Here is a 21,738-nt window from a genome sequence, read left to right as displayed (position 1 = left end):
GAGACATCAGTCAATGTCTCTTTTTCCTGTATTATTCAGCTGCTTGATTTCTTTTTGTAAGATCCGCCTGCACGCGCTTCCCAATTCCAAAGGCATAATAACTGATGACCACAAGAGCTAAGAAAATAACCCCTACAATTAAAGATATCCGAGTATCATCATTAAACCACATGCCGACAAGAACCATCAGCAAGAAAGCAATCGTCAAATAATTTGTGAAAGGTGCAAACGGCATTTTGAACGGATGTTTATCTAACGCCGCGCCCTTCGCTTTTCTGAATCCGAGGTGGCTGATCAAAATGATAAACCAAGGAATCATCCCCGGCAGCACGCTTGCGCTGTATACATAAACGAAAATCTTCGGCGGCGCAACATAGTTCAGCACAACGCCGACAGCTAATCCGATCAGCACCGCGATTGTGCCATACAGCGGCACACCATTGCGAGAAATCTTCGCAAAGAATTTCGGTGCCTGTCCATTGACACCTAATGTATAAAGCATACGTCCCGCGCTGAAAATCCCGCTGTTGCAGCCTGACATCGCCGCCGTGATAACGACAAAGTTAATAATGCCGGCCGCTGCTGTAATTCCAACTTTAGAAAACGTAGACACAAACGGGCTTCCAAGTGAATTCAGCTCATCCCAAGGATATACCGTCACGATCACAAAAATAGCACCGATATAGAAAATCAAAATACGCCAGATAATGCTTTGAATCGCGTTGCGCAGCGTGTTTTGCGGGTCCTTTGCTTCTCCGGCAGTAATCCCGATCAGCTCAACCCCTTGATAAGCCGCAATAACCAGAGACAATGCAAAGAAAAATCCTGAGAAACCGCCCGCAAAGAAGCCTCCGTGAGACCACAGATTAGATAAACCGATAGCATCTCCGCCGTTGCCAAATCCAAAGAAGATAATTCCGATTCCGGCAATAATCATTAAGATAATCGTCACGATTTTAATCATCGCAAACCAAAACTCAAACTCGCCAAACGACTTAACAGAAATTAAGTTCGCCGCACCGAGAATTGCCATAGCTACGATACCAGGTATCCAAGCAGGCAAATCCGGGAACCAATATTTCATGTAAGAACCGACTGCGATAATTTCTGACATGCCGACGATAATCCACTGGAACCAGTTGCTCCACGCCGTCATATAACCAGCAAGGGGATGAATGTATTGATGACCGAAGGTTGCAAAAGAACCGGTACTCGGCTCCACATACAGCATTTCACCCATTGCACGCATGATAAAAAAGATAAAAATTCCGCAAATCGCATAAGCCAGAAGGACAGACGGGCCAGTCCATGAAATCGTGCTGGCAGAACCCATAAATAAACCAACACCGATCGTGCCGCCCAAGGCAATCATCTGAATATGACGGGCGCTCAAACCCCTCTTCAATTCTTTATTTTCCACTCCGCTTCCTCCTCTTAAAAACGAATACATGTACAGCTCAACCGAAATAGGATCAAGGCCGACCAGCCTCCAAAACGTTCTTCATTTCATATCAAGCTACAAACATCAGAAAATTCAATCATAAAATTGTTAGATAATCTCCAAAATTACTTATTTCATCATAATAAATTTCTCTGGAAAATACAATTGTTTTTTTCAGGTAAACACTTTCATTCAATGGGTTTGATCTATCACTTTCATTAAAATCTTTTATATGAATATAATGAAATCATGACAATATTGAAAACGATACATGATACAGCTGCTCTCAAGAGATGGGCATAAAAAAATAAGCTGTTCACGATGAACAGCTTACCTAATAATTTACGCCGGTTTGACGTTTTAATGTTTCAAGCCGACTGTATGCCTTTCCCAGCACCTCTGCCGATGTACTCCTGCCTTTATCAGCCGAAACCTTTTTCGTGATATTCTGTGCCATGAGCTGGGTGCGGATATATTGACGATCCAGACGCATTCGATTCCCTCCTGAATAATTCTCTCTTCTCTATTTATCGGCAAATCCATTGTATATATCAACCTCTTAAAACATTTATTTACATCTGAAACTTCATGTATGACGAAAAAAAGGAGGCTTTCTCATGGCTAAAAATGGATCATTCAATTCGCTCTCATGCTGTCAGTTCTATTTACTTGTACTTATTCTGTTTCCGCAGCCGGAATCACTGCCATTACAGGGATTCGGCTCTTTTTTATGCTAAGCTTCCATAGAATAGACTTAGCCCAAGATGCAATTGTTTTGATAAACTATAATCAGTACAATCAAGGGAAGTGCAGCGCGAATGGCATTAAAACAGTTAAAAAAGCTATTATTTGACCGCCCACTGAAGAACGGTGTCCTACTGAACAACCAATACAAAATCGAAGAATGCCACGGCATGGGCGGCTACGGCTTGGTTTATGTGTGCACCGATGTTCATACGCAAACACCGTACGTCTTAAAACAGCTCCGTCCGACAAAAGCCAAAAAACAAAAGGAAAGAGTCCGATTTCAGCAGGAAATTGGTCTGCTCAAAAGCATCAACCACCCGCAAATCCCGGCCTTCATAGAAGACTTCATCATAGACGGACAAGCCTGCTATGTCATGCAGCTGGTCGAGGGAGATAATATAGAGGAATTGTTATTTTTTCAAAAACAGCCGTTTACAGAGCTGATGGCATTACAGCTGATGTCTCAGCTGCTGGACATTGTAGAATACCTGCATGAACGTCTCATTTTTCACACTGACATCAGAACGCCAAACATTATGATGAATCACGGTAACGTATATCTTATCGATTTCGGCCTTGCCAAACAGTTATCTCATGAAGAAGATGAGGAATTAAAGCTCAGAAAACAGGATGACTTCTTCGATCTCGGAGAAACCCTGTTGTTCCTGCTGTACTCTCAATATAAAGGGAAAAAGAAGAAAAACGCCACTTGGCTGGAGGAATTAACGCTGACAAAAGAAGTAACCCTGCTGCTGAAAAAATTATTGGGCATTGATGAAGAGTATCAGCACACGGCTTCCATTCGCGAAGACCTGAAGCGTGCGATTCAATCAGTGACATAAAAAAACCCTTGTCCCAATGCGGAACAAGAACTTTTTTTGCGATTAACTGCTGCTGTAGCTCCGGCGTTTGTAGCGGTGACTGCCGCCATAACGATCATCATGTCTTCTTCTGCCAGAGCTGCTGCTGTAGCTGCGGTAATGGCGGCGCCGGCTGCTGCTGTAGTGCCGGTGTCTGTGATGGCGATCACTCGAGCTGCTTGAGAGGGACTTGATCGTTTTGATGATTTTTTTAAACATATGCTGTTCACCCCTTTTCTGCTTCCTATTATATATAATTGTTCGGAAGAAAGAAAAACATAGCCGGATCACTTTTTTGAAAACAAAAACGCAGTCCCATTTTCATTTGTCTGCAGCTCATAGCTAATATGAAGCAACCGGCATATATCCTCAATAATCTTCAACCCAAGCCCGTTACTATCTTGATCTCTATCAAATCCAATGCCATCATCGCGAATCGAAACAGCTCCGTTTTCTATCGTGACTTCCAGCTTTTCAGCTTTCGAATGCTTTAGCGTATTTTGAAAAATGTTATCGAATAACCTTTGGATCCATAAACTGTTGCTCACCCATATCAAACTTTGATCTGACGGCTTAAATTGCAATTCAATGCCATTGATACTGTATAAATAATCCCACTTTTTCACTGTGGTTTCTAATAGAACAGAAATATCGACTTCGTCATTTACAATATAAGAACTCTCTAACGTTTCGGCTGAGTAATGATTGAATTCATTCGTTAATTCCGCAATATATTCAATTTGCTGGTACAAAGATTCAAATGCGGTTTGATCCTGGCACTGGCTCTCCAAATAAAATAACTGCAGCCTGAGGGCTGTTAAAGGTGTATTAATATCATGCCTTAGTTTTTGCAGCAGCTCCTTTTTTATTTCCTCTCGCTGTCTTAGTTCCAGTTCCCGGTACGTTGTCCGTTCAATTAACAAGTTGACAGACTTGATCAATTCGCCAATTTCATCAGCGCGTTTCACTTCTATTTTATCGGGCACCTTTTGATCACTCGCCAGATGCCGAATGGTTTGATTTAATAGATTGATTTTACGCAGCAGAGAATGGATCGATTTTGAAAATAAAAAAGCTAACAATAAAAGTGATAATAAAAATACAGCCAGCATTGCCGGATACGCAAAAGACCTGTGAAAGGGCATGCCATGATTGATCGGTTTAAACACGCTGTCATAAATCACCGACATCAAAATGCTAACCGCCAGCAACAGTACCGGAACACTAATGACGGCGGTACATAATAACAACTGATATTTTGTCTTTAGCTTCATTTCTTCACAACGGTATTCAGCCGATACCCTTCTCCATAGATATTTTCAATGATCTCACCCGCTAAATCATTAATTTTCGCTCTGATTTTTTTAATGTGCACATTCACGATATTCGGATTTCTGTCTTCAAGCTGCCATAGATAATCAAAGAAATGTTCCTTTGTTAAAATATTGTTTCTGTTTTCATACAGATAGAAGAATATTTTCCGCTCAATCGCGGTAAACAGCACTTCATGGTGCAAACTCCCATTGAATACCTTTTTGGTGTCTGCATCAATATACAAATGTTTGATTTGCGTAAAGGTGCCATAATGATGCTCAAGCATATTTTTCATTCTCAGCAGCAGCTCTCTCGGATCAAAAGGCTTTACCATGTAATCCTCGCCGATTTTCAACCCTTGAAGCTTGCTGTCCATGTCATTGCGGGCGGACAGAAAAATAATAGGAAGGTTTAACCCCAAATCTTTTATTTTCTTAGACATTTGATACCCGTCCTCACCCGGCAGCATCACATCCATAATGACCAAATCCGCCTTCTGAATCACCGAAAGCACATCCGCTCCATCTGTTTTCCACATCACATGATATCCCTCACGCTGCAAAATCTTCTGCAGCAGATCACCAATCATGACATCGTCTTCCACGATTAAAATATGATAACTCTTCATTAGCGAACCTTTCTTATAAACTCCATGGAAAATTTATATATTTGATCGGGCTGATATAAATAAATACTGTGTGTTCCCCTTAGTTCCTTTATATCGGCTGTATTAAATTGAGCCGCAAACGCTTCATAATCTTTTCGGTTTTGTATGGCATACTTTGAATTTCTATTTTGGTCAGAGACCGCATCTAAAATGAGGACGGGGGTGTCTTTTGGCGCCGGCAAATTCATAGATTTGCTGCCATTTTGATAAGACTGTAAAAGCTCATGCTCCATATCAGCATTAAAAAATTGCTTAAAATTAATGGCTTTATAGATTTCTTTTTCTTCATCAGTTAAAAACGACTGCCGAATCACCTCAGGATTGTATACTGCGGAAGGCATAAATCGATGAAAACCAATCGAAGTTAACAGATGAAATCCTCTCATTTTCAGTCTGTCAATCCCGCTCAATTTATACGTGACATACTGCTGAGGCAATCCAATATCCATCGCAATAATCGCCTTAATTTCTTCAGGATATTTCTGCGCCCAATATATCGCTTCAATCCCAGATATGGAATGAGGCATTAAAATATAAGGAGGCTTATTCCCGCTTTGCAGAAGCGCTTTCCTCGTCTGTTCTAATATTGTATCAATATCCCTGTCATCATCATACACGTCGCTGTAGCCATAGCCCGCACGATCCACTACAGCAATCTTGTTTTCTTTTGAAAACTTGCTGTACAACCCTTTCATCTCATAAGCAGGCGCAGCAATCCCCGAACCGGACATAAACACAAACGTATCCTTCCCGCTTCCCTCTTGATACACATTCATTTTTTTACCGTCAACATCAACTAATGTGCCTTTTTCTTTAAGGAGTGCTGCTTCCTTATTTAGCTGGTAATGGTGGTAGATAAAGACCGAGACGGCTGCAAGCAAAAGCAAAGCACCTATGCTGCCAAAAAAGATTTTTACGACTTTCCATAATGTTTTCATATGATGCTCCTTTCACGTGATACTGAAAGGATACGGTATGAAAATAAATAACTGATTAACTTTGGAACAGTTTTATTTTCATATTTGACTTTGCCCTTACGGAAAGGTGTACATTTGGAGCATGGAGGTGATCGCTTGCTGTCGATCGGTGAATTTTCAAAGATATGCAAAGTATCAACAAAAACATTGCGATACTACGATGAAATCGGACTCATCCACCCCGAGGACATTAATCCTGAAAATGGATATCGATATTATTCTATCAGGCAGCTCAAAGAAATGCTCTTGATTAACCGTTTAAAGTCGTATCATTTTTCTCTGGAAGAAATCAAAGCCATCCTCGATTTGGAAGAGGATCAGGCTGAAGAAAAGCTTGGTTCTGCCCTTCAGCGAAAAAGAAAAGAAGTACAGGAAAAGATCAATGCTTATGAATATACCCTTACCCAATTGAACCTCGATATTCTGCGTGCAGAGAAAGGCAAACCAATGATGTCATGGCTTGACGATATAGAAGTAGTGCTTGCTGAAACCCAGCCAATGAACATCCTGTATTTACGCAAAATGATGAGCAGTCATGACTATGCCCTAGGATACGAAAAATATTTTAGCAGGCTATATGAAAGAATTGCTGTTGATAAACTTACCTTGCTCGGCACGCCCATGACCATTTATCACAGCCCTGAATACAACCCTGCTGGCAATGATACAGAGTTTGCGATTCCAATAGAGGAGACTGTTAGAGGAACAAGAGACTTGCGCGGAGGCCTATGCGCAAAGTCTGTATTAAAGGGTCCCTATTCAGAATTGACATCCGTATACGCCAAGCTGAGGGAATGGGTCGAAGATGAAGGCTATGAATTGGCACAATCCCCCTATGAAGTGTACGTAACCGATCACCAGCAAGCTGGTGTCCCAGAGGATATTGTGACTGAAGTATATTTTCCAATAAAGAAAAAAGAGAGGTAACTGTCATGCAAAGAAACGACTGGCCAACTGCAGACCCAGCAGCCTTAGGGATGGACACCGAAAAACTGTCTAAGCTTGACCCTAAAATAAAGTCCGAATACAGCAATATAAACGGTATTGTGGTTGTAAAAAATGGATACATCGCCTTTGAGCGCTATTATCATAGCTATGGACCGAATGATACGCATCATGTAGCATCAGTAACCAAAAGTATCATGTCAGCTCTTATTGGGATTGCGATACATGCAGGATACATAAAAAGTGTCCACCAAAACGTGCTGGACTTTTTCCCAGAATACGTTCCGGATCCTTATAATAAACAAAAACAAGACATCACCATACGCCACATTCTCACGATGACAGCTCCCTATCCATTTGAAGACTGGCATGAACCGCTCGATAAGATGTGCATGCAGCCAGATTGGATCACCTATACGCTGGATATGCTGGGCCAAGGAGGCCCAATCGGCACGTTTAAATACTCCACCGCAGGTGCACACCTGCTATCAGCCATCATCACCCGCAGCACAGGCAAGAGCGCCCGCGAGTTTGCCAACGAGCACTTGTTTAAACCGATCGGCATGAAAGAAATCCCCTATTATGGTATGAAATCATTTGGCTTTGATGATTTGTTCGGAAAAAACGTGAAGGGATGGGTTAATGATCCGGATGGCAATTCAACCGGAGGATGGGGGCTTACGATGACTCCGCGGGATATGGCACGGTTTGGTTATCTTTATTTGAATCATGGTACTTGGAACAATCAACAAATCATTCCGAAATCATGGATTGACGAATCAACAGCGATGAACGCTAATAACTACGGCTATCTTTGGTGGCTGCGTGAAGAGGAAGGTGTTTTCTCATACTCAGCACTTGGGGATGGCGGCAATGTGATTTGCTGTGTTCCGGAGAAAGACCTGGTCGTAGCCATTGCATCGGAGTTCATCATGAATGCTCGTGACAGGTGGCAATTGATTAAGGAGTATTTAGTTTCTCAATGAAATTATGAAAATTGACAAACGAGAATTCCTTATTGGCAGCCTGCTCTAAGGAGCACGATATTGAGAAGGCTGCCATTCTTTCTTATGTCAATTAAACTTTCACAGAACAGAATTCAGCGATATTTTATCCATGTAGTAACATAAAATCACCACAAAGCCTTTTTCTCTTCTTCCTGCTCGATAAACAAATGATTTTCAGGACGGCCCAAAACAGAAAAAAGCGCCAAAAGCAACTTCCAACCTCGAAGCGGACTTCCGCATCTAAACTTCAACACTTCTCCTTCCGCTAAAGTAAACCTCAAAGTTGGGCTTGTACACCAAGCAATCTTCACTTGAATAACATGCTCACCAGGCGGTAAATCAATTCGCAGCCTTCCTCCATCTTTGATAGTTCCCATCTCAGCCCCATCAATTAGCACTGAATACTCTCTCAATTTGTTGATGTACTGCGATGTCCTTCTCATTTCAATGTACGTCTTTTGATTCACGATGACACATCCTCAAAGTAGTGATCTTACAGGCGAGAAGCGTTAGAACCCTTCCGCCATATCGTTATTTCCATTCCTAGTATATTATAACTTGCTGTGCTTCAGCTCTCCGTCGGCAAAAATCTCTTTCAGCTTCAGTGTGCCTTCTATAAAAAAACACCCGCTTATATTACGAGCGGATGTTAGATCTTTCGAAATGAACCCATTGAATTTTAAGAAGTATATTATTGATTGATATCTTTTAGCGCCTGTTTCGGTTGTGAATGAAAAATCATCAATGATGCAATAATGGCAATCATAACCCCTAATGCACCAATCCAGGTAATCGAGGCCAATGATACGTTTTCTACAAAAACTCCCCCTATTCCTGCGCCGACTGCCATGGCGAATTGCATCATTGACTGATTCATGCTAAGCAAAACACCTGACATCCCCGGTTCTATTGTAGCCAGGTGAAATTGCTGTGTCGGACCGGTAGACCATGCGGCAAACGACCATAATATCAAAATCACCAACACTCCGATATGGGAATGGGTGACAAGTGACAGCAGAATCAGTGTGACGATATGCAATGTCATCCCGCCAACGAGTGTAAAGGGCACTCCCCATTTATCGGTGCTATATCCCCCAAACTTTGATCCAACCAAACTGGCAATTCCAAATATAAGCAAAACACCGCTAAGCAGCTTGCCGCTTATTCCTGAAATGTTCAAGAGATACGGTGACAGATAGGTATAAGCAACAGAATATCCCCCGAGCCAGAAGAAAGTGATTGATAATCCCATCGCCACTTTCCATTTTTTTAAAAGAGCAAGCTGTTGAAGCAAAGGTACAGGTTTATCCCCTTCAGTATGCGGAAGAGTAAAGAATATAACGGCCATTGCGATCAATCCCAACAAAGCAATTGCACCAAATACAGACTTCCAGCCTAATGCTACTGCTATCATTCTTCCAAGCGGAACACCAATGATTAAAGAAGCGGTAAATCCCATAACGACCGTAGCGATGGCACTGCCCTGCTTTCCTTCCGGCGCAATCTTAGCGGCAATCGTTAATGCGGTTACAACAACCACACCCGCTCCCATCGCCATAATGATCCGCGCTGCAATAAACCAACCATAACCAGGCAGAACAAAGGCCAAGATATTGCCGAACACAAACAAACCGAGAGCATAAATCATCAATCTGCGTCTATCCATACTTGCTGTCAACGCCATGAGTACGGGTGTTAAAAGAGCATATACAAGTGAAAAGATCGTAATGAGCTGGCCCGCGGCAGCCAAGGTGATCCCAAGTGTATGAGCAATGCGATCCAAAATACCCGAAATGATGTACTCTGAAGTTCCGACTAAAAAGCTGACAATGGCTAACATATAAATTTTCAAGGTGTTAGACATAAAGTTCACTCCTTAATTATTTATTATAACAACATATCACGAATTATCGATATGTTAATTTAAAAAATAAACACATCGTAATATGTCGATATGTATGGTGTAAAAATAAACATCTTTTGATGTTTATTTTTTATATCTCTGTTTTAAGAAAGTCCGCAAGTTTCCCAATGGCTTCTTCATCTCTTTTGTAATAAGTGTACTTTCCAATACGCTCCGCCTTAATCAGGCCGGCTCTTAAAAGGATGGTGAGATATTGGGAAGCCGTTGATTGCGTCATTTTCAATTTGTCTGTTATTTGACTGACACATACCCCGATTGTGTTCATATCAATCCCTTCATGGGGTGAAAAATGACGATCAGGTTCCTTCAGCCATTGCAAAATTTGCAGCCTTGATTCATTTGATAAGGCTTTGAATACTTCAATTGGTTCCATATCGTTTATTATATCGTTATATCCCGATATGTCAATTCGTTTTTTCGTTTTCGATGACTGACTTCTTTTTAGACATTAAAAATCTGAAGACTTATTTCAGGCCAGTTGGAGGTATTACAGAACTTAACTTTCGCATATCTACTGTTAGGTTGACCATTAGAAAGCGCTGCTTTATATATACTTTGCTCTCATTCTGCTTTTTTATCTCTCCAAATATTATAGATTTTTCTCCAGATCATTACATAATTTAAATACCATCACGCGTTCACCTGTCCGAGAGCTTAAATCAGTATGAAAACTTATCACTTTTTCTCCGGTTATCGTTAGGATAATATCCTTTAGACCCTCTATCCCTGATTCAACTAACTCCGAACGAGTTTGTTTGATAGATAACATACCCTCTTTTGATCCACAAACTGCATATTCTGCTGGTGTTAAAATTCCTTTTAAATTAACGATAATCATATCCCGCAGTATATCAGTTTTAACAGATACAGACCCGCGCCCAAGATAATCCTTCTCCCATTGCGTAATGGACTTACTGATCTCTGATTCAATAGAACCTTTCGTTTTTTTCATATATAACACATCTCCTGGCAAAATAATTGGCATATTCTATTCGTTATTTCGTCTCATTAATATTCTCTTACAACAAATCCTTCATATACACCTTCAATATCCAAATCAGTTGTGCCGTTTCTTGTGACCGCTACAATTTTGGATAACATATTTTCTTCCATCATAGAGTGTACATGCAAAAATCGAACGCTCCCTAATTGGGTTTCCTCAACTTCTTCATAAGATTTTAAATGATAAAAATGAATTGCTTTTCTTATTACTTTTTTCATACATTCCATATTTTCTCGATCAAACGAGCTCATTTCCTCTATTGTTTTCGTGACAAAATCAGTTATACTAACGCCCATTACATTCTCCTTAAAACTGCTTTCTCCCCATATATGGGTGTAGAAGCTGACCACTTCGCTCCATCATGACAAGCAATGATCAGGTAAGGCTTGACCTGTTTTAGTAGAAGGAACCTCCACAATAGAGGATTCCCCATCCTTATGATCAACGATTAAACCTCTTACTTTAACATATGACGGCACCAGTGGATGTTGACGAATGATATCAACACTTTTTTCAACAGCGCCACTGCTATCTACATTTAGCCACTCATCGACCGTATCGCCTAAAAATTCAGGCTTGCAATTTTGAAAGAGATAATCCAATGTTTGTATTTTATCCTTCATTGTTTCAAGTTGAGTTAGCATATGATCTGTTGAAGTCCGCTTATCTTTTGTTCCTACTACAAAGACCTCCTCAACATCTTCCTGGTAAATCGCAAAAATAACAGACCTCATGATTTCTCCATAAGGATGTGAGATAGCGGCACCATAGCTTTGGATAGTCAGCATATTTTCTGCTGGAGTGTTCGTCACTTCTTGTAAAATAGGCTCCAAACCGTTTTCAATGTCCGTCAAAAATAATACTTTTTTATTTACATTCATATAACACACCTCTTCCTTATGTTTATCATTTTTATATTGAGTAACAAATCCATTTGTTTAGTTTCATGGTTACCAGCTTTCCCAACATCCATCTGGATCAATACTAGCCAGTCGAACCCATCCATTTTGAACTTTTTGCAGAAATACTGGGTCATTATTTAATAACCGTTCTACATATTGTCTAGGCGCTTGGATGACAATCAACAAACGAAGAGGAGAATGATAAGCCTCATGATCTGATTGCATGACGGATTGCCAAGGCAGTCCGGCTAACAAGTCGCTTGCATTCCCCTGCATCACTCCGAGACCTGCAGTAACGGTTTGAGTTGCTTTATTTCCGCTGCCATAATAATGGGGTGCTACTGTTGATGCGTAATATTGTAAATTAATCCATTGGGCTACAGTTCCAGGTCCTGCAATAATATTTGCTAGGATTTCGCCGCTTTCATCCTGCTTCCAATCATAATTATGGAGAAAGGCTCTTCCTTCCAAATCACAATCCTGGGTTAATTCACGTTGGCCGATAATAAAAGCGGCATTACGAGCCAGTCCCCATTCCGGACGTATCTCACTCCAATCCTCCGCAAATCGGTCTGCCTCAGCCTTCGGATTTTTAAGGTTCGATTGGACATTCGGTAATTGGGCCAGTCGTTCTGCGTTTACACGATGTCTCACTTTCGGCATAGCAGCTTCAATTTGCTCAAATGCTTCTTGTGCAGCTTCAGAAAGCTCTGGTACATAAAGCCAATGTAATTCATCCACCGTTGTATTATGTTCAGCTGCTGCAAAAACCGTATCCTCAGGGATTTTCATTCCTTCAGTTAAGAGAGCTTCTCTTACCTCTGAAAGATTACATAAAGCAGCTAAAACTCTTGCATTGAATCCGCCGGCCGCTCCACCGCAGGCACCACAATCAAGAGCCGCGGCATAAGGATTATTGGTGCTTTGACTGCCATGTCCGCAAATCACGACTAAGGGTGCAAAATTCTCTGTTAATCCCATCATTTTTAGTGCTTGCCGAGCATAGTTCACTTTTTCTTCATCAGTAAAACCCAAAGGTATTTCTGCCTCTGTAGCATCATAATGAAGCGAGAGTTTTGTATCAGGTTTGCGCAGCCAAGCCTCACGGAGATTACGAATGAAATGACCCGCCTTTCTTGGCACAAAGCTACGGGCTGCCATTTGTAGAGTAAGCCAAGGTCCGCTTAGCTCAGGCAGTAGTAAGCTCGAAAGCACATTCTGCTTCATCGTTTTAAATGTATGGCTTAAAGAATGAACCGCTTGCGTTCGTTGGTTGTATTTTTCGAGTACATCTTCATCTGCGAACTCTTTAACTTTATGTTGTGGTTTTTGTATGATCGGCAAGGAGGCATGACTGTGTTGACTGCCAAGTTCACAAGTTGCAATCGGCACCCCGAAGAAACCAGCAACACCAATCGTTTCAAACGGGCCTGCTTTTTCTAGTTGACGACGAAAAGGCTCTGACCGTACATCGATGCAGAATGCTAATTGAGCTAATGCAGATTTTTTACCGTCGGTTTCACGTTGTTTCGAGATGATCTTCTGGCTTAATCTATCAGTGTATGTTTGTTCCCAAGCTTCTAACCAAAGTTTCCTGCGAAGTTTCTCATCAAAGCTGTAGGCAAATGATAAATATTCGTTTTGTTCATCAGCCGGCATCTGTGACCATTCCTCTAATGTAAGCCCCCCCCAATGTATCCAAGCTGCTATAAGGGGAGTAATTGAAATTTTATTCTCAAATCGTTCATTATTAATAGGTAAATATGGCTTTATAATAGCCCACTCCATGGATATCCGAACTGCTAAATATTCTGTTAGAAGTGCATGTTCATGGCTCGATTGTTGGGAGCGCCAAAGCATCATCCCTGCCCATCCGGGTAAGGAAAGTAAATGGCCTTCAAGATAACGCTGTATCTCTGATTCAGGGATTTCTAGTGCGAATAACGCTTCTTGTAAAGCCAAATGTGCCTCTTGCGGCCAACCTTTTAATCTTTCACGCTGCTTCTTACTAAGTGCCGGATCATACTGAATGAGATGCTGCCAGGCACGATAGAAACCTTCCTCACGGTTGGGCATTGTCCAGCCTGCCTGAGAGTCATCAAGATATAATTTACTCCACTTAATGACATGATGGTCTAGTATGTTGACTACCTTTTCACCATCCTGATTCTCTATATACGAACTGATTGGCTGCATAAAAATATTCTCGATATGATCCAGTCCACTGCATTCATTCACCAATTTCTCCAGCTTATGTGATGATAAAAGGTCGGAAGGCAGTGGTTCTAATTGTAATCCAGCATGACAAAATCGCTCTGCCACATCCCTTGGGATATGAAAGGAATGTGAATCAAGCCAATGCTGCAGCCCCATTTCTACAAATTCTTCATCAATCTCACCTTTATTCTTTGCTGAACGGATCATAGACGCACTAGGGTATATATCAACATCACGAGTATGTTTCAGCCAACTTGCAACCTGATCAAAAGGTTGGTTTTCAAGTCCCATCCACGGGTTACGTGCAGCAAATGTTGAAATAGGCCAAAGCGGTGCAATGACTCGGCTGGCAGATTCAATTAAAACGTTAATATCTCTTTCTTGAATATCAATATCTGTCTCTTTCTTTTTTACATTTTCTTTCGTTAATACGGATGTAATGCCCAACACTTATTACCTCCTTATGATAAATATTGTTTAAGGTAGTCTGGATGACTCTCTACTGTCTTGGGTTTTGCTTCACCTAATCGTACTAACCAAAGATAGAGTACTGCGAAAAAAACGGAAGAACGACGACGAGCAACCCAAGTACCTAAAGCACTGCCAAATAGCAAGAGACATACGACAATCATGACAGCTGACATTGGAGGTTGAACACTTTGAAAAATGGTTGTATGCAGCCACTTATAGAAAAGGTTATGAATGATAAAATATACGAGGGCTGCTCCTCCTAAAACAGTTAAACCGGCAATTCGGCCAATTCGGCCCTCTCCAAAAGCGACAAGCTGAGTCCAAGAAACGGACAATGACCACCCTAAGATCAGCGCACTAATGAATTGATATCCCTCTCCAGGTGCAGCGAGCCAAAAAGCAACGCCTATAACTAAGGATAAAATCCGACCAGCCATGACCCATAAATAGGATGTTCTTTCATTAGTACGAGCCGATACTTCATGACGCCCTACTGCCGAACCAGCCTGTAAAAACAACGTAGCTTTGAATAAACCATGTAAAATAAGATGAATAATGGCTGCGATATAGGCTCCTAATGCACACTGAATGAGCATAAACCCCATTTGTGCAATTGTGGAGCCTACTAACTGGCGTTTATAGTCAACCTGGACTAAACTAATACCCGTTCCTATCAATACAGAAATGCTAGCAAGCAGAAGTAAAATAACTGAAGCGATACCACCGTTAAATAGAGGTGAAAATCGAGTGAGTATAATACCGCCTGCATTTACTAAACCTGCGTGCATAATCGCAGAAACAGGAGTTGGAGCAACAATAGACTCAATTAACCATCTTTGAAATGGCCATTGAGCCGCAGGAATGATCACTGCTAATACAATCAATAGATTAATCCCTGTTCTCTCCCATGCCCCCAGTTGAGCTAAGCTTTCATTTGTTAAAACCAATGATAGCTGCCATTGACCTGTGACTTGAAAAAGCCAAACTATCGCGAAAAACAAAGAAAGCCAGCTTAACAAAAATAAACGGCCAGTAACCTTGGCTGCTTCACCAGCGACTTGCCAAGCACTGTTTAACCTGATAAGCAGGGTTAAACCGACAAGAGTTGCTCCCCAAGAAATAACCATCAGGCGGAGATCACCACTTAACCACGCAATTGAAGCAGCACCTGTAGTGAAAGTAAAAAGCGTAAAATATTTTCGATAAGATCGATCACCCATTAAGTAACGTACAGAAAAACGCTGAATGATTAAACCAATTGTAAGAACAAAGAAAGTCATTAACCAAGCTAAGGAATCGAAGTGCCAAGGGCCAACATTCCCATTCACACTCCTATTGGCAAGAATCACTAAGGCAACCAACGGCGGTAAAGCCAAGATACCAATATGAATGCGAACAAAACCCAAGGATACGCGAGGATGTAAAAACAATAGTCCACTTATCCCAGAAGCAATAAGCGTAATAAAAAATAATGTTAATAATGATGACAAACTCAGCGAAACTAACATTTCAAAATTCTCCCTTTTTTAAAACTCATTATTGGTCAAAAGACCTTTCAATCAGATCATATTTGTCTATTATTTATTTCAATTTTTATTTATCTCTATTTTTTTCCAACAAAAAAGCCGACAACTTCAAAATTTCAATGATTATGTTAGATCATTGAATCCTGAAAATTGTCGGCTTCACTTCAACTAACTTCTGGGAAGTTTTTTGAAGAGCTACCTTATTATTGGTCATTTTACTTTATACAATATTTTAAGTTCATTCTAAAGGAATGAAATCACCGCTACACTTTAATATAGTGCTTAATTATTAAATAAAATCGACTTATGTTTCTCTTCCATTTAAATTAGGATACTTTTTCATCCTGTCAAGATTAGTTGAAAGAATGCTAAAGACCTAATAATGTAACAAACGAAAATAAACATCTGGGCCGATTATTAAGTTAAGTATAAGATATGCTAAATTTTAAACATTGTCAACTAAAACTACTATTCTAATTCAGTGGGATTCAGATTTTGGTGTTCGTTTAAGTTGGTACCTTACCAAGTTCATTTCAAGTCTCCATCAAACCTTTTCAACTGTAAACTCTTCCCCCTCTTTTAACTTTTTTTCAGTTTTATTAAGTTCTTCCCTCAAACGGTCATCTTACCTCGATTTTCCTTTCTTTTTTCGTGTTTGATTTATACAGAATACTCTTTGTATTCAAAAAGAATTTTCCCTGAAAGAAAAAGAAATAAGAAAAAACACGGGAAGAGAAACAGAATTCTTCTCTTTTCTCATGGTTTATTTTCTTCTTTTCCTGTTCTTCAGAACTGTATAGGGAACATCATTGGGAAAAGCAGGACACAGTATGGGCAGGGGTTGGGGCATATGGACACATAGAAAAAGACTGGACTGCAATGGATCCAGCCTGAATTTTTATTGATTTGATATTGATATTACTGCCTGATTCACAATGGAATAATGGTCCATACATAGTGTTGTGGCTACCGGTTATCCCCCGACTCCCTGCTAGTCGGGAACCGACTATCTGACAGTGGGTACCAACTTTGTAGCGTTTGGAAGAGGACAGTTACAACTACATATAAAGGCTCATCATTTCTGCCATAAATTATATATACACCCGAACAAGGAGGAAATTTTTTAGCTTCCCATATGTAATAGTCTTTTATAACAGAAATATTTAGTGTTGCTGATATATTGCAGTATCTAAAATTAATAGTATCGTTTCCTTTTTTCTTTCACCTTGATAATTGTAACAGAATATGATATAATCATTCATTTTTGTATTATATATTTAAATTTACCTACTTCATTATTACAGCAATCACAGGTTCCGTTTTGAGTAATAAAAGAGATATTATGATTCTCACGTTCATTTTTTAATCACTTTGTATTCTTTTAAGTATTCATTTGGAGAATATATTTTCATAATATTACTGAATGGTACAGAAACATTTGGTTTCAACTCACAATAAATTTCATCAGTTTGTCTACTATAAAAAACCCCCTCATTTATTATTGATAATGATTTTTCGATAATCCATTTTCTATTCATCAAATTAATTTCTGTTTCCTCAAGATTTTCTGTGTAAATCCTATTATAAAAATTTTTAATATTACTAATAGGTGCCTCGAACTTAATTACGTAGCATTTTTTGTTGTTGTCATTCACCCAATCATATTGTATTTTTCCATCTTTCAGAAGTTGTGCTAAATTATATAGAAACTCGGGACTTTCATTCACGTTTCCTCCATAATTTAATACATTTTCACTGAAAAAGAATGAATTAATTTGATAATCCTCAAATAATTTAAAACTCACCCATTCGGCTGAATCTCGTCCTGAAAGGCCTCGATAATCCTTGGCTATATCGTAAATTCCCCCTTTATAATGAACTTGTTTCTTTGCTAAATCTATTTGGACACCATTATTTTGTAAGTATTTATTTAATGGAGTGTCTAACAATATAGCTTGTTGTAAATTAATTAGCCCGTATTTTTTTATACTCGAACAACCATCATTATTAGTGGTAACATGGAGAGAGGACATTATAAGCTCACTTGATAACAATTGTTCATCGGTTATTTGAAATAATTCAATGAACTCATCACAATCATAATTATCCTTATTATTAGCGATATATTTACTAATTTCTCTTTCTGTTATACTCAAGTATTTACCGAGTGATTGTATTGTACCTTCGAAGGTTGTAAGGTCGTAATGGATAGCTTTTGACATCAAGGTTCCCCTCCTTGTAATTTATTCTTTACCAACAGCAACTTGTGTTAATGCCTCTTGTATTTCCTTTTCAGCCTCATCGTTTGCTTCGTTCTTCTCCACTTCATTAACAATGTTCCCTATCATCATGTTGAAATGAGATTCATGATTAGAATTTATAAAAATCTTTCTAAATACCTCAAAATAGATTGTATTTTGTTCTTGGCTACTATCTACATATAGATCATCATTCACATGATGTGACCCATCATTAGCCCAAGAAAGTAAAGAATTACAAACCACCTTATCATCATCTAGGAACCCTTCAACAATTTCATTAATATCAACGTTTCCGAAGAACTTGAAGTAGTTTTCTAATATCCTTCTCATAATATTAGGAGTTGTTATTGAATTAGAATTTTCACGTAATTCTTTCCAAAGTAGTTCATATGAATTCTTAATGGGGTTTTCTTCATATCGACTAATGTAAGATATATTACCTGTCTTCCTGATAATCCAAAATATTTCATCAGGTTGCTTTTTATTGCTCCTACCTTTGTTGTAAGAAATCTCCTTGTGAAAATAAACATTATGTGTCAAAATAATTAATTGTTTGAAGTTAGACTCATTACTCCTTACCTTTTTCTTCAAATTATTTATGAGGTTGCTCACCATAAATAGTATATTGCTGTCCAAGCTAGAAATAGGGTCATCAACCACAACTACTCTTGCTGTATTTACTTTGTCCTGATCATTACTGCCATTAATGAGCTGATAGAAATACAGGAAGGTAATAAAGGTTTTCTCTCCTTCACTTAATGTTTCATTTGCATCTTCACCATTTCGCCTTACAATTTTGTAATTACCCTGTTCAGCAGATTCTGCCAACTGAAAATTTGTGAAACTAAAGGATTTAAGCAGCATATTGATTTCATGAATAGAAGGTAATACACTCGTAAGTTGATTCTGTAACTCAATCGCTTCATCTTCTAGTCTCTTTTTGTGAGTTTTTTGCTCTTCCTTACCCCTTTTCATTCCCACTAAAGCGCTATTCTCTCTTGTAAAATTACTCATGTAATTTTCATAATGACTCTTATTCTCTTCCACAATAAATCGCCATATTTCTTTTGTTAACACTTCTCTTTCTTCTTTAATATTATCAATTACCCTATTTAATTCAATTATTTGTATATTAGCACGGTCGACCTCTGAATTTATTTGCTCAAGGTAACTTATTATTGAACTTAACTCAATGCTCCTACTTGGCTCATGTCTCTTTCTTTCAAGCAGCTGAGTGTTTTCTTTATACGTTAAATTAATTATTTCAAATAGAGATGTTATTTTTTCTTTATTAATATAAGGTATGTCTTCAGTCATAAGAAAATTGTACTTTTCAAAAAAGCCAAATGTATCTCTTTTATATTTTTCTATGGATGAATTAAGATTTTGTATTTGTTCAGTGTATGTTTCATCAAAATATTCATCCAACTTTTCCTTAAAACTCTCGGGTAACTCTTGTTGACAAAATGGGCACACACCATTTGAATCTTCCATATGTCTATGCCCTCTCTGTACCCAGTCACTTATATTTAGTTCAGATATTAATCTAGCAATATCTATATCCTTTTTACCTATTATTTTCGTTTGAAATATTGATTGTTTCTCTAAAGAGCTATCGTAGTGTACTTCTGGAATTACCCTAACTTTTTCTCGGGAATTTTTATAGACCGAATCAACTCTGTTCTTTAATTCTTCATATGTATATAAATCACTGTTGTTATTTGTAGCTTCATCCGAACATCTTTCCATAAATCTCTTTTTATTATTGCGAAGACCTGTAAAAGCCTCTTCAAAAACTTCATCATAATTCTGCTTTAATTCCCAGCATTGATCAACAAATTCTGATTGTAAGGTTTCTAATTTCCCTTCTTTTTCTTCTATATTCTTTTCTAAATTTCCAATTCGTTCTTGATGTCTCTGTGCACCCTTCAATTTTTCGTCTATTAAGGTCAATATTTCAGTAGACTCTTTACCTAAAGTAAAAATCCCTTTTATTTCATTCCTGATATTAAAGTTGTCTTGGACAAAATTTCTATTGTAAACAAACAAATCGAAGGCAGAACTCCCTTGTTTCCGTTCTATATTGCAAGAAGAATACTTTTGATTGTCGCTATTTCTTAGAAATTCAGAAATAGTTGTCTTTCCGGTACCATTGCTTCCGTAAATGTAATTGATCTTACTCAAATTAACTTCAATTCCCCTTGAATCATAGGATGCAACTTCCTTAATACTAATCTTTTCTATCAAACTACTCCCTCCCAACTTTTCCTACTCCCGATATAATTTTCCTGATGTTAATTTCTATTTTACAGGAAAAGTTTAACATGTATAAGAGGAGTTCCAAAATCCTAATAATTTTTTCCCGATTTCTGTATTTGGTTGCAAACAATAAGCAGCAATTAATGGAACAACTATGACCTCACCTCAATGTAAAAACGCTTACATTTTTATTTCATTATAGCCTCTCATTTTTGACTTTTTATTAATAATAAAAAGGTATCCCTAATATAGGACACCTATTATATGTTACTTTGAGTTTATACCAATTATAATGTTTAAGAAACTCAATAATCTCCTCATAAAACTTCTTTTTAATACCTGCTTTCCTCAGAACCTCCCATCCTTTAATCACTTCTCCCTCCTCTTTCATTTCTCTAATTACGTACTTTACCCTTTTCAGACGGAAATCCTTCTCTGATTCCAAAACTTGTTAAATAAACACCTTCGTTTCCGACAACTTATCCAAATGATTTTCCAACAAGGCCCTCTCTTCAATGCGGTCTCCAAGTGACTTTACTGTAATTCTTATGGGCTTCCCGCTTATATTATTTACACCCACAACCACCTCATGGACCTTCTTTAATACTTCCGGGTCTCTTTTCAACCAATTAACACGGTTATTTATTGTTTCAACCTTTTGCCGTTTTGGTGAATTTACGTTGAGCCAATTTCTATCGTTCTTAAATAAGAAAGCATATACCACTGGACTTTTCCTTCGACTTTTCCTTCTTAATTGGGTTTTCGTAAGGTTGGGGTAGTCCTTTTGAAGCAGCATCCATTCACTTCGGTTCTCATTTACCAAATCATTACCTTTATGAAATTCCTTTCTTGAACTACTTTTGGTATCTATAAATTTTTCATATTTAATTACGGTATTGGTATCCACACCTAGTTTCCGAGCAATCTCCCTATAACACTGCCTGTCATTCAACAAAAATTGCAACTTTTTCTTCCAAAGTGTTCTTCAGAACTGTATAGGGAACATCATTGGGAAAAGCAGGATACAGTATGAGTCCTTACGGGACAAGGGGTCGGGAGCATATGGACAGACTGGACCGCAATGGATCCAGCCTGAATTATTATTGATTTGATATTGATATTACTGCTTGATTCACAGTGGAATAATAGTCCATACATAGTGTTGTGGCTACCGGTTATCCACCGATTCCCTGTTGGTCGGGTACCGACTATCTAAC

Annotated in this window: 19 protein-coding genes and 1 pseudogene; 3 read left to right on the top strand and 17 right to left on the bottom strand. The window is 38.8% G+C overall.

The features are described from left to right. Positions 1 to 31 precede the first annotated feature (31 nt). Positions 32 to 1,420, bottom strand: coding sequence for an amino acid permease (locus tag P3L57_RS01255; protein WP_044162131.1), 1,389 nt, complete (start codon positions 1,418 to 1,420; stop codon positions 32 to 34). 355 nt (positions 1,421 to 1,775) lie between these two features. After that, complete coding sequence (locus P3L57_RS01250; RefSeq protein ID WP_175422405.1) at positions 1,776 to 1,934, bottom strand: hypothetical protein; 159 nt, start codon at positions 1,932 to 1,934, stop codon at positions 1,776 to 1,778. A 325-nt stretch (positions 1,935 to 2,259) separates the two neighbouring features. Between P3L57_RS01250 and P3L57_RS01240 the strand changes: the two genes are divergently transcribed. Then, a complete protein-coding gene (locus P3L57_RS01240; RefSeq protein ID WP_059334394.1) occupies positions 2,260 to 3,030 on the top strand; it encodes a serine/threonine-protein kinase in 771 nt (256 codons plus the stop codon). Here the strand turns inward: P3L57_RS01240 and P3L57_RS01235 are convergent. From P3L57_RS01235 to P3L57_RS01220, 4 genes are read right to left on the bottom strand one after another with little or no spacing between them, the layout of a single operon-like run. Beyond that, the gene (locus P3L57_RS01235) at positions 3,015 to 3,278 is read right to left on the bottom strand and encodes a hypothetical protein (protein ID WP_044162133.1); all 264 of its coding nucleotides are present in this window, start codon (positions 3,276 to 3,278) and stop codon (positions 3,015 to 3,017) included. The two genes, P3L57_RS01240 and P3L57_RS01235, sit on opposite strands and share 16 nt — an antisense overlap. A 57-nt stretch (positions 3,279 to 3,335) precedes the next feature. After that, positions 3,336 to 4,322: a two-component system sensor histidine kinase YbdK gene (gene ybdK / locus P3L57_RS01230; protein WP_059334392.1), complete on the bottom strand. Its 987-nt coding sequence runs from the start codon at positions 4,320 to 4,322 to the stop codon at positions 3,336 to 3,338. Next, the gene (ybdJ, locus tag P3L57_RS01225) at positions 4,319 to 4,990 is read right to left on the bottom strand and encodes a two-component system response regulator YbdJ (RefSeq protein ID WP_059353014.1); all 672 of its coding nucleotides are present in this window, start codon (positions 4,988 to 4,990) and stop codon (positions 4,319 to 4,321) included. Before ybdJ ends, ybdK begins: the two co-directional genes overlap by 4 nt. After that, positions 4,990 to 5,967: an alpha/beta fold hydrolase gene (locus P3L57_RS01220; protein WP_069487427.1), complete on the bottom strand. Its 978-nt coding sequence runs from the start codon at positions 5,965 to 5,967 to the stop codon at positions 4,990 to 4,992. The genes ybdJ and P3L57_RS01220 overlap by 1 nt, the downstream gene beginning before the upstream one ends. Before the next feature lie 135 nt (positions 5,968 to 6,102). On the opposite strand from P3L57_RS01220, the gene P3L57_RS01215 reads away from it, so the two are divergent. Next, positions 6,103 to 6,933, top strand: coding sequence for a MerR family transcriptional regulator (locus P3L57_RS01215; RefSeq protein ID WP_069487426.1), 831 nt, complete (start codon positions 6,103 to 6,105; stop codon positions 6,931 to 6,933). A 5-nt stretch (positions 6,934 to 6,938) separates the two neighbouring features. Then, complete coding sequence (locus P3L57_RS01210; RefSeq protein WP_069487425.1) at positions 6,939 to 7,937, top strand: serine hydrolase domain-containing protein; 999 nt, start codon at positions 6,939 to 6,941, stop codon at positions 7,935 to 7,937. Between the two features lie 146 nt (positions 7,938 to 8,083). On the opposite strand, the gene P3L57_RS01205 is transcribed toward P3L57_RS01210, so the two are convergent. The 11 genes and pseudogenes from P3L57_RS01205 to P3L57_RS01155 form a co-directional block, all read right to left on the bottom strand. Continuing rightward, entirely contained in the window at positions 8,084 to 8,425 is a 342-nt protein-coding gene (locus P3L57_RS01205; RefSeq protein ID WP_069487424.1) for a hypothetical protein, read from the bottom strand. Positions 8,426 to 8,649: 224 nt separating this feature from the next. Continuing rightward, positions 8,650 to 9,822 (bottom strand): MFS transporter, encoded by a 1,173-nt coding sequence (locus P3L57_RS01200; protein WP_069487423.1) that lies wholly within the window; start codon positions 9,820 to 9,822, stop codon positions 8,650 to 8,652. 130 nt (positions 9,823 to 9,952) lie between these two features. Beyond that, positions 9,953 to 10,255, bottom strand: coding sequence for an ArsR/SmtB family transcription factor (locus P3L57_RS01195; protein WP_044162143.1), 303 nt, complete (start codon positions 10,253 to 10,255; stop codon positions 9,953 to 9,955). Positions 10,256 to 10,471: 216 nt separating this feature from the next. Continuing rightward, the gene (locus P3L57_RS01190) at positions 10,472 to 10,834 is read right to left on the bottom strand and encodes a Na-translocating system protein MpsC family protein (protein ID WP_044162145.1); all 363 of its coding nucleotides are present in this window, start codon (positions 10,832 to 10,834) and stop codon (positions 10,472 to 10,474) included. Positions 10,835 to 10,890: 56 nt separating this feature from the next. Further along, positions 10,891 to 11,181, bottom strand: coding sequence for a DUF6407 family protein (locus P3L57_RS01185; RefSeq protein ID WP_069487422.1), 291 nt, complete (start codon positions 11,179 to 11,181; stop codon positions 10,891 to 10,893). A 63-nt stretch (positions 11,182 to 11,244) separates the two neighbouring features. Beyond that, positions 11,245 to 11,766, bottom strand: a complete 522-nt coding sequence (locus P3L57_RS01180) for a carbonic anhydrase (RefSeq protein WP_044162149.1) — start codon at positions 11,764 to 11,766, stop codon at positions 11,245 to 11,247. Positions 11,767 to 11,835: 69 nt separating this feature from the next. Then, on the bottom strand, positions 11,836 to 14,451 hold the full coding sequence (locus tag P3L57_RS01175) for a DUF2309 domain-containing protein (RefSeq protein WP_277617521.1): 2,616 nt from the start codon (positions 14,449 to 14,451) through the stop codon (positions 11,836 to 11,838). A gap of 14 nt (positions 14,452 to 14,465) precedes the next feature. After that, positions 14,466 to 15,983 (bottom strand): NADH dehydrogenase subunit 5, encoded by a 1,518-nt coding sequence (locus P3L57_RS01170; protein WP_069487421.1) that lies wholly within the window; start codon positions 15,981 to 15,983, stop codon positions 14,466 to 14,468. Positions 15,984 to 17,356: 1,373 nt separating this feature from the next. Continuing rightward, positions 17,357 to 18,223 (bottom strand): hypothetical protein, encoded by an 867-nt coding sequence (locus P3L57_RS01165; protein WP_059334382.1) that lies wholly within the window; start codon positions 18,221 to 18,223, stop codon positions 17,357 to 17,359. 21 nt (positions 18,224 to 18,244) lie between these two features. Then, positions 18,245 to 20,509: an ATP-binding protein gene (locus P3L57_RS01160; protein WP_059334381.1), complete on the bottom strand. Its 2,265-nt coding sequence runs from the start codon at positions 20,507 to 20,509 to the stop codon at positions 18,245 to 18,247. A gap of 463 nt (positions 20,510 to 20,972) precedes the next feature. Then, positions 20,973 to 21,488, bottom strand: a pseudogene (locus P3L57_RS01155) (TnsD family Tn7-like transposition protein); the annotation flags it as partial. Positions 21,489 to 21,738 lie beyond the last annotated feature (250 nt).

It is taken from the genome of Bacillus sp. B28, from assembly GCF_029536185.1.
GTDB lineage: Bacteria > Bacillota > Bacilli > Bacillales > Bacillaceae > Bacillus > Bacillus halotolerans.
The sequence above is the reverse complement of the archived record's forward strand: the minus strand, read 5'-3'. Positions and strand labels throughout refer to the sequence as shown.

What these genes read in the sequence shown, in the direction of transcription:
- P3L57_RS01250 (WP_175422405.1), bottom strand. Translation starts at nt 1,934, where the DNA reads ATGCGTCTGGATCGTCAATATATCCGCACCCAGCTCATGGCACAGAAT.
- P3L57_RS01240 (WP_059334394.1), top strand. Translation starts at nt 2,260, where the DNA reads ATGGCATTAAAACAGTTAAAAAAGCTATTATTTGACCGCCCACTGAAG.
- ybdK (WP_059334392.1), bottom strand. Translation starts at nt 4,322, where the DNA reads ATGAAGCTAAAGACAAAATATCAGTTGTTATTATGTACCGCCGTCATT.
- ybdJ (WP_059353014.1), bottom strand. Translation starts at nt 4,990, where the DNA reads ATGAAGAGTTATCATATTTTAATCGTGGAAGACGATGTCATGATTGGT.
- P3L57_RS01220 (WP_069487427.1), bottom strand. Translation starts at nt 5,967, where the DNA reads ATGAAAACATTATGGAAAGTCGTAAAAATCTTTTTTGGCAGCATAGGT.
- P3L57_RS01210 (WP_069487425.1), top strand. Translation starts at nt 6,939, where the DNA reads ATGCAAAGAAACGACTGGCCAACTGCAGACCCAGCAGCCTTAGGGATG.
- P3L57_RS01200 (WP_069487423.1), bottom strand. Translation starts at nt 9,822, where the DNA reads ATGTCTAACACCTTGAAAATTTATATGTTAGCCATTGTCAGCTTTTTA.
- P3L57_RS01195 (WP_044162143.1), bottom strand. Translation starts at nt 10,255, where the DNA reads ATGGAACCAATTGAAGTATTCAAAGCCTTATCAAATGAATCAAGGCTG.
- P3L57_RS01190 (WP_044162145.1), bottom strand. Translation starts at nt 10,834, where the DNA reads ATGAAAAAAACGAAAGGTTCTATTGAATCAGAGATCAGTAAGTCCATT.
- P3L57_RS01185 (WP_069487422.1), bottom strand. Translation starts at nt 11,181, where the DNA reads ATGGGCGTTAGTATAACTGATTTTGTCACGAAAACAATAGAGGAAATG.
- P3L57_RS01180 (WP_044162149.1), bottom strand. Translation starts at nt 11,766, where the DNA reads ATGAATGTAAATAAAAAAGTATTATTTTTGACGGACATTGAAAACGGT.
- P3L57_RS01170 (WP_069487421.1), bottom strand. Translation starts at nt 15,983, where the DNA reads ATGTTAGTTTCGCTGAGTTTGTCATCATTATTAACATTATTTTTTATT.
- P3L57_RS01165 (WP_059334382.1), bottom strand. Translation starts at nt 18,223, where the DNA reads ATGTCAAAAGCTATCCATTACGACCTTACAACCTTCGAAGGTACAATA.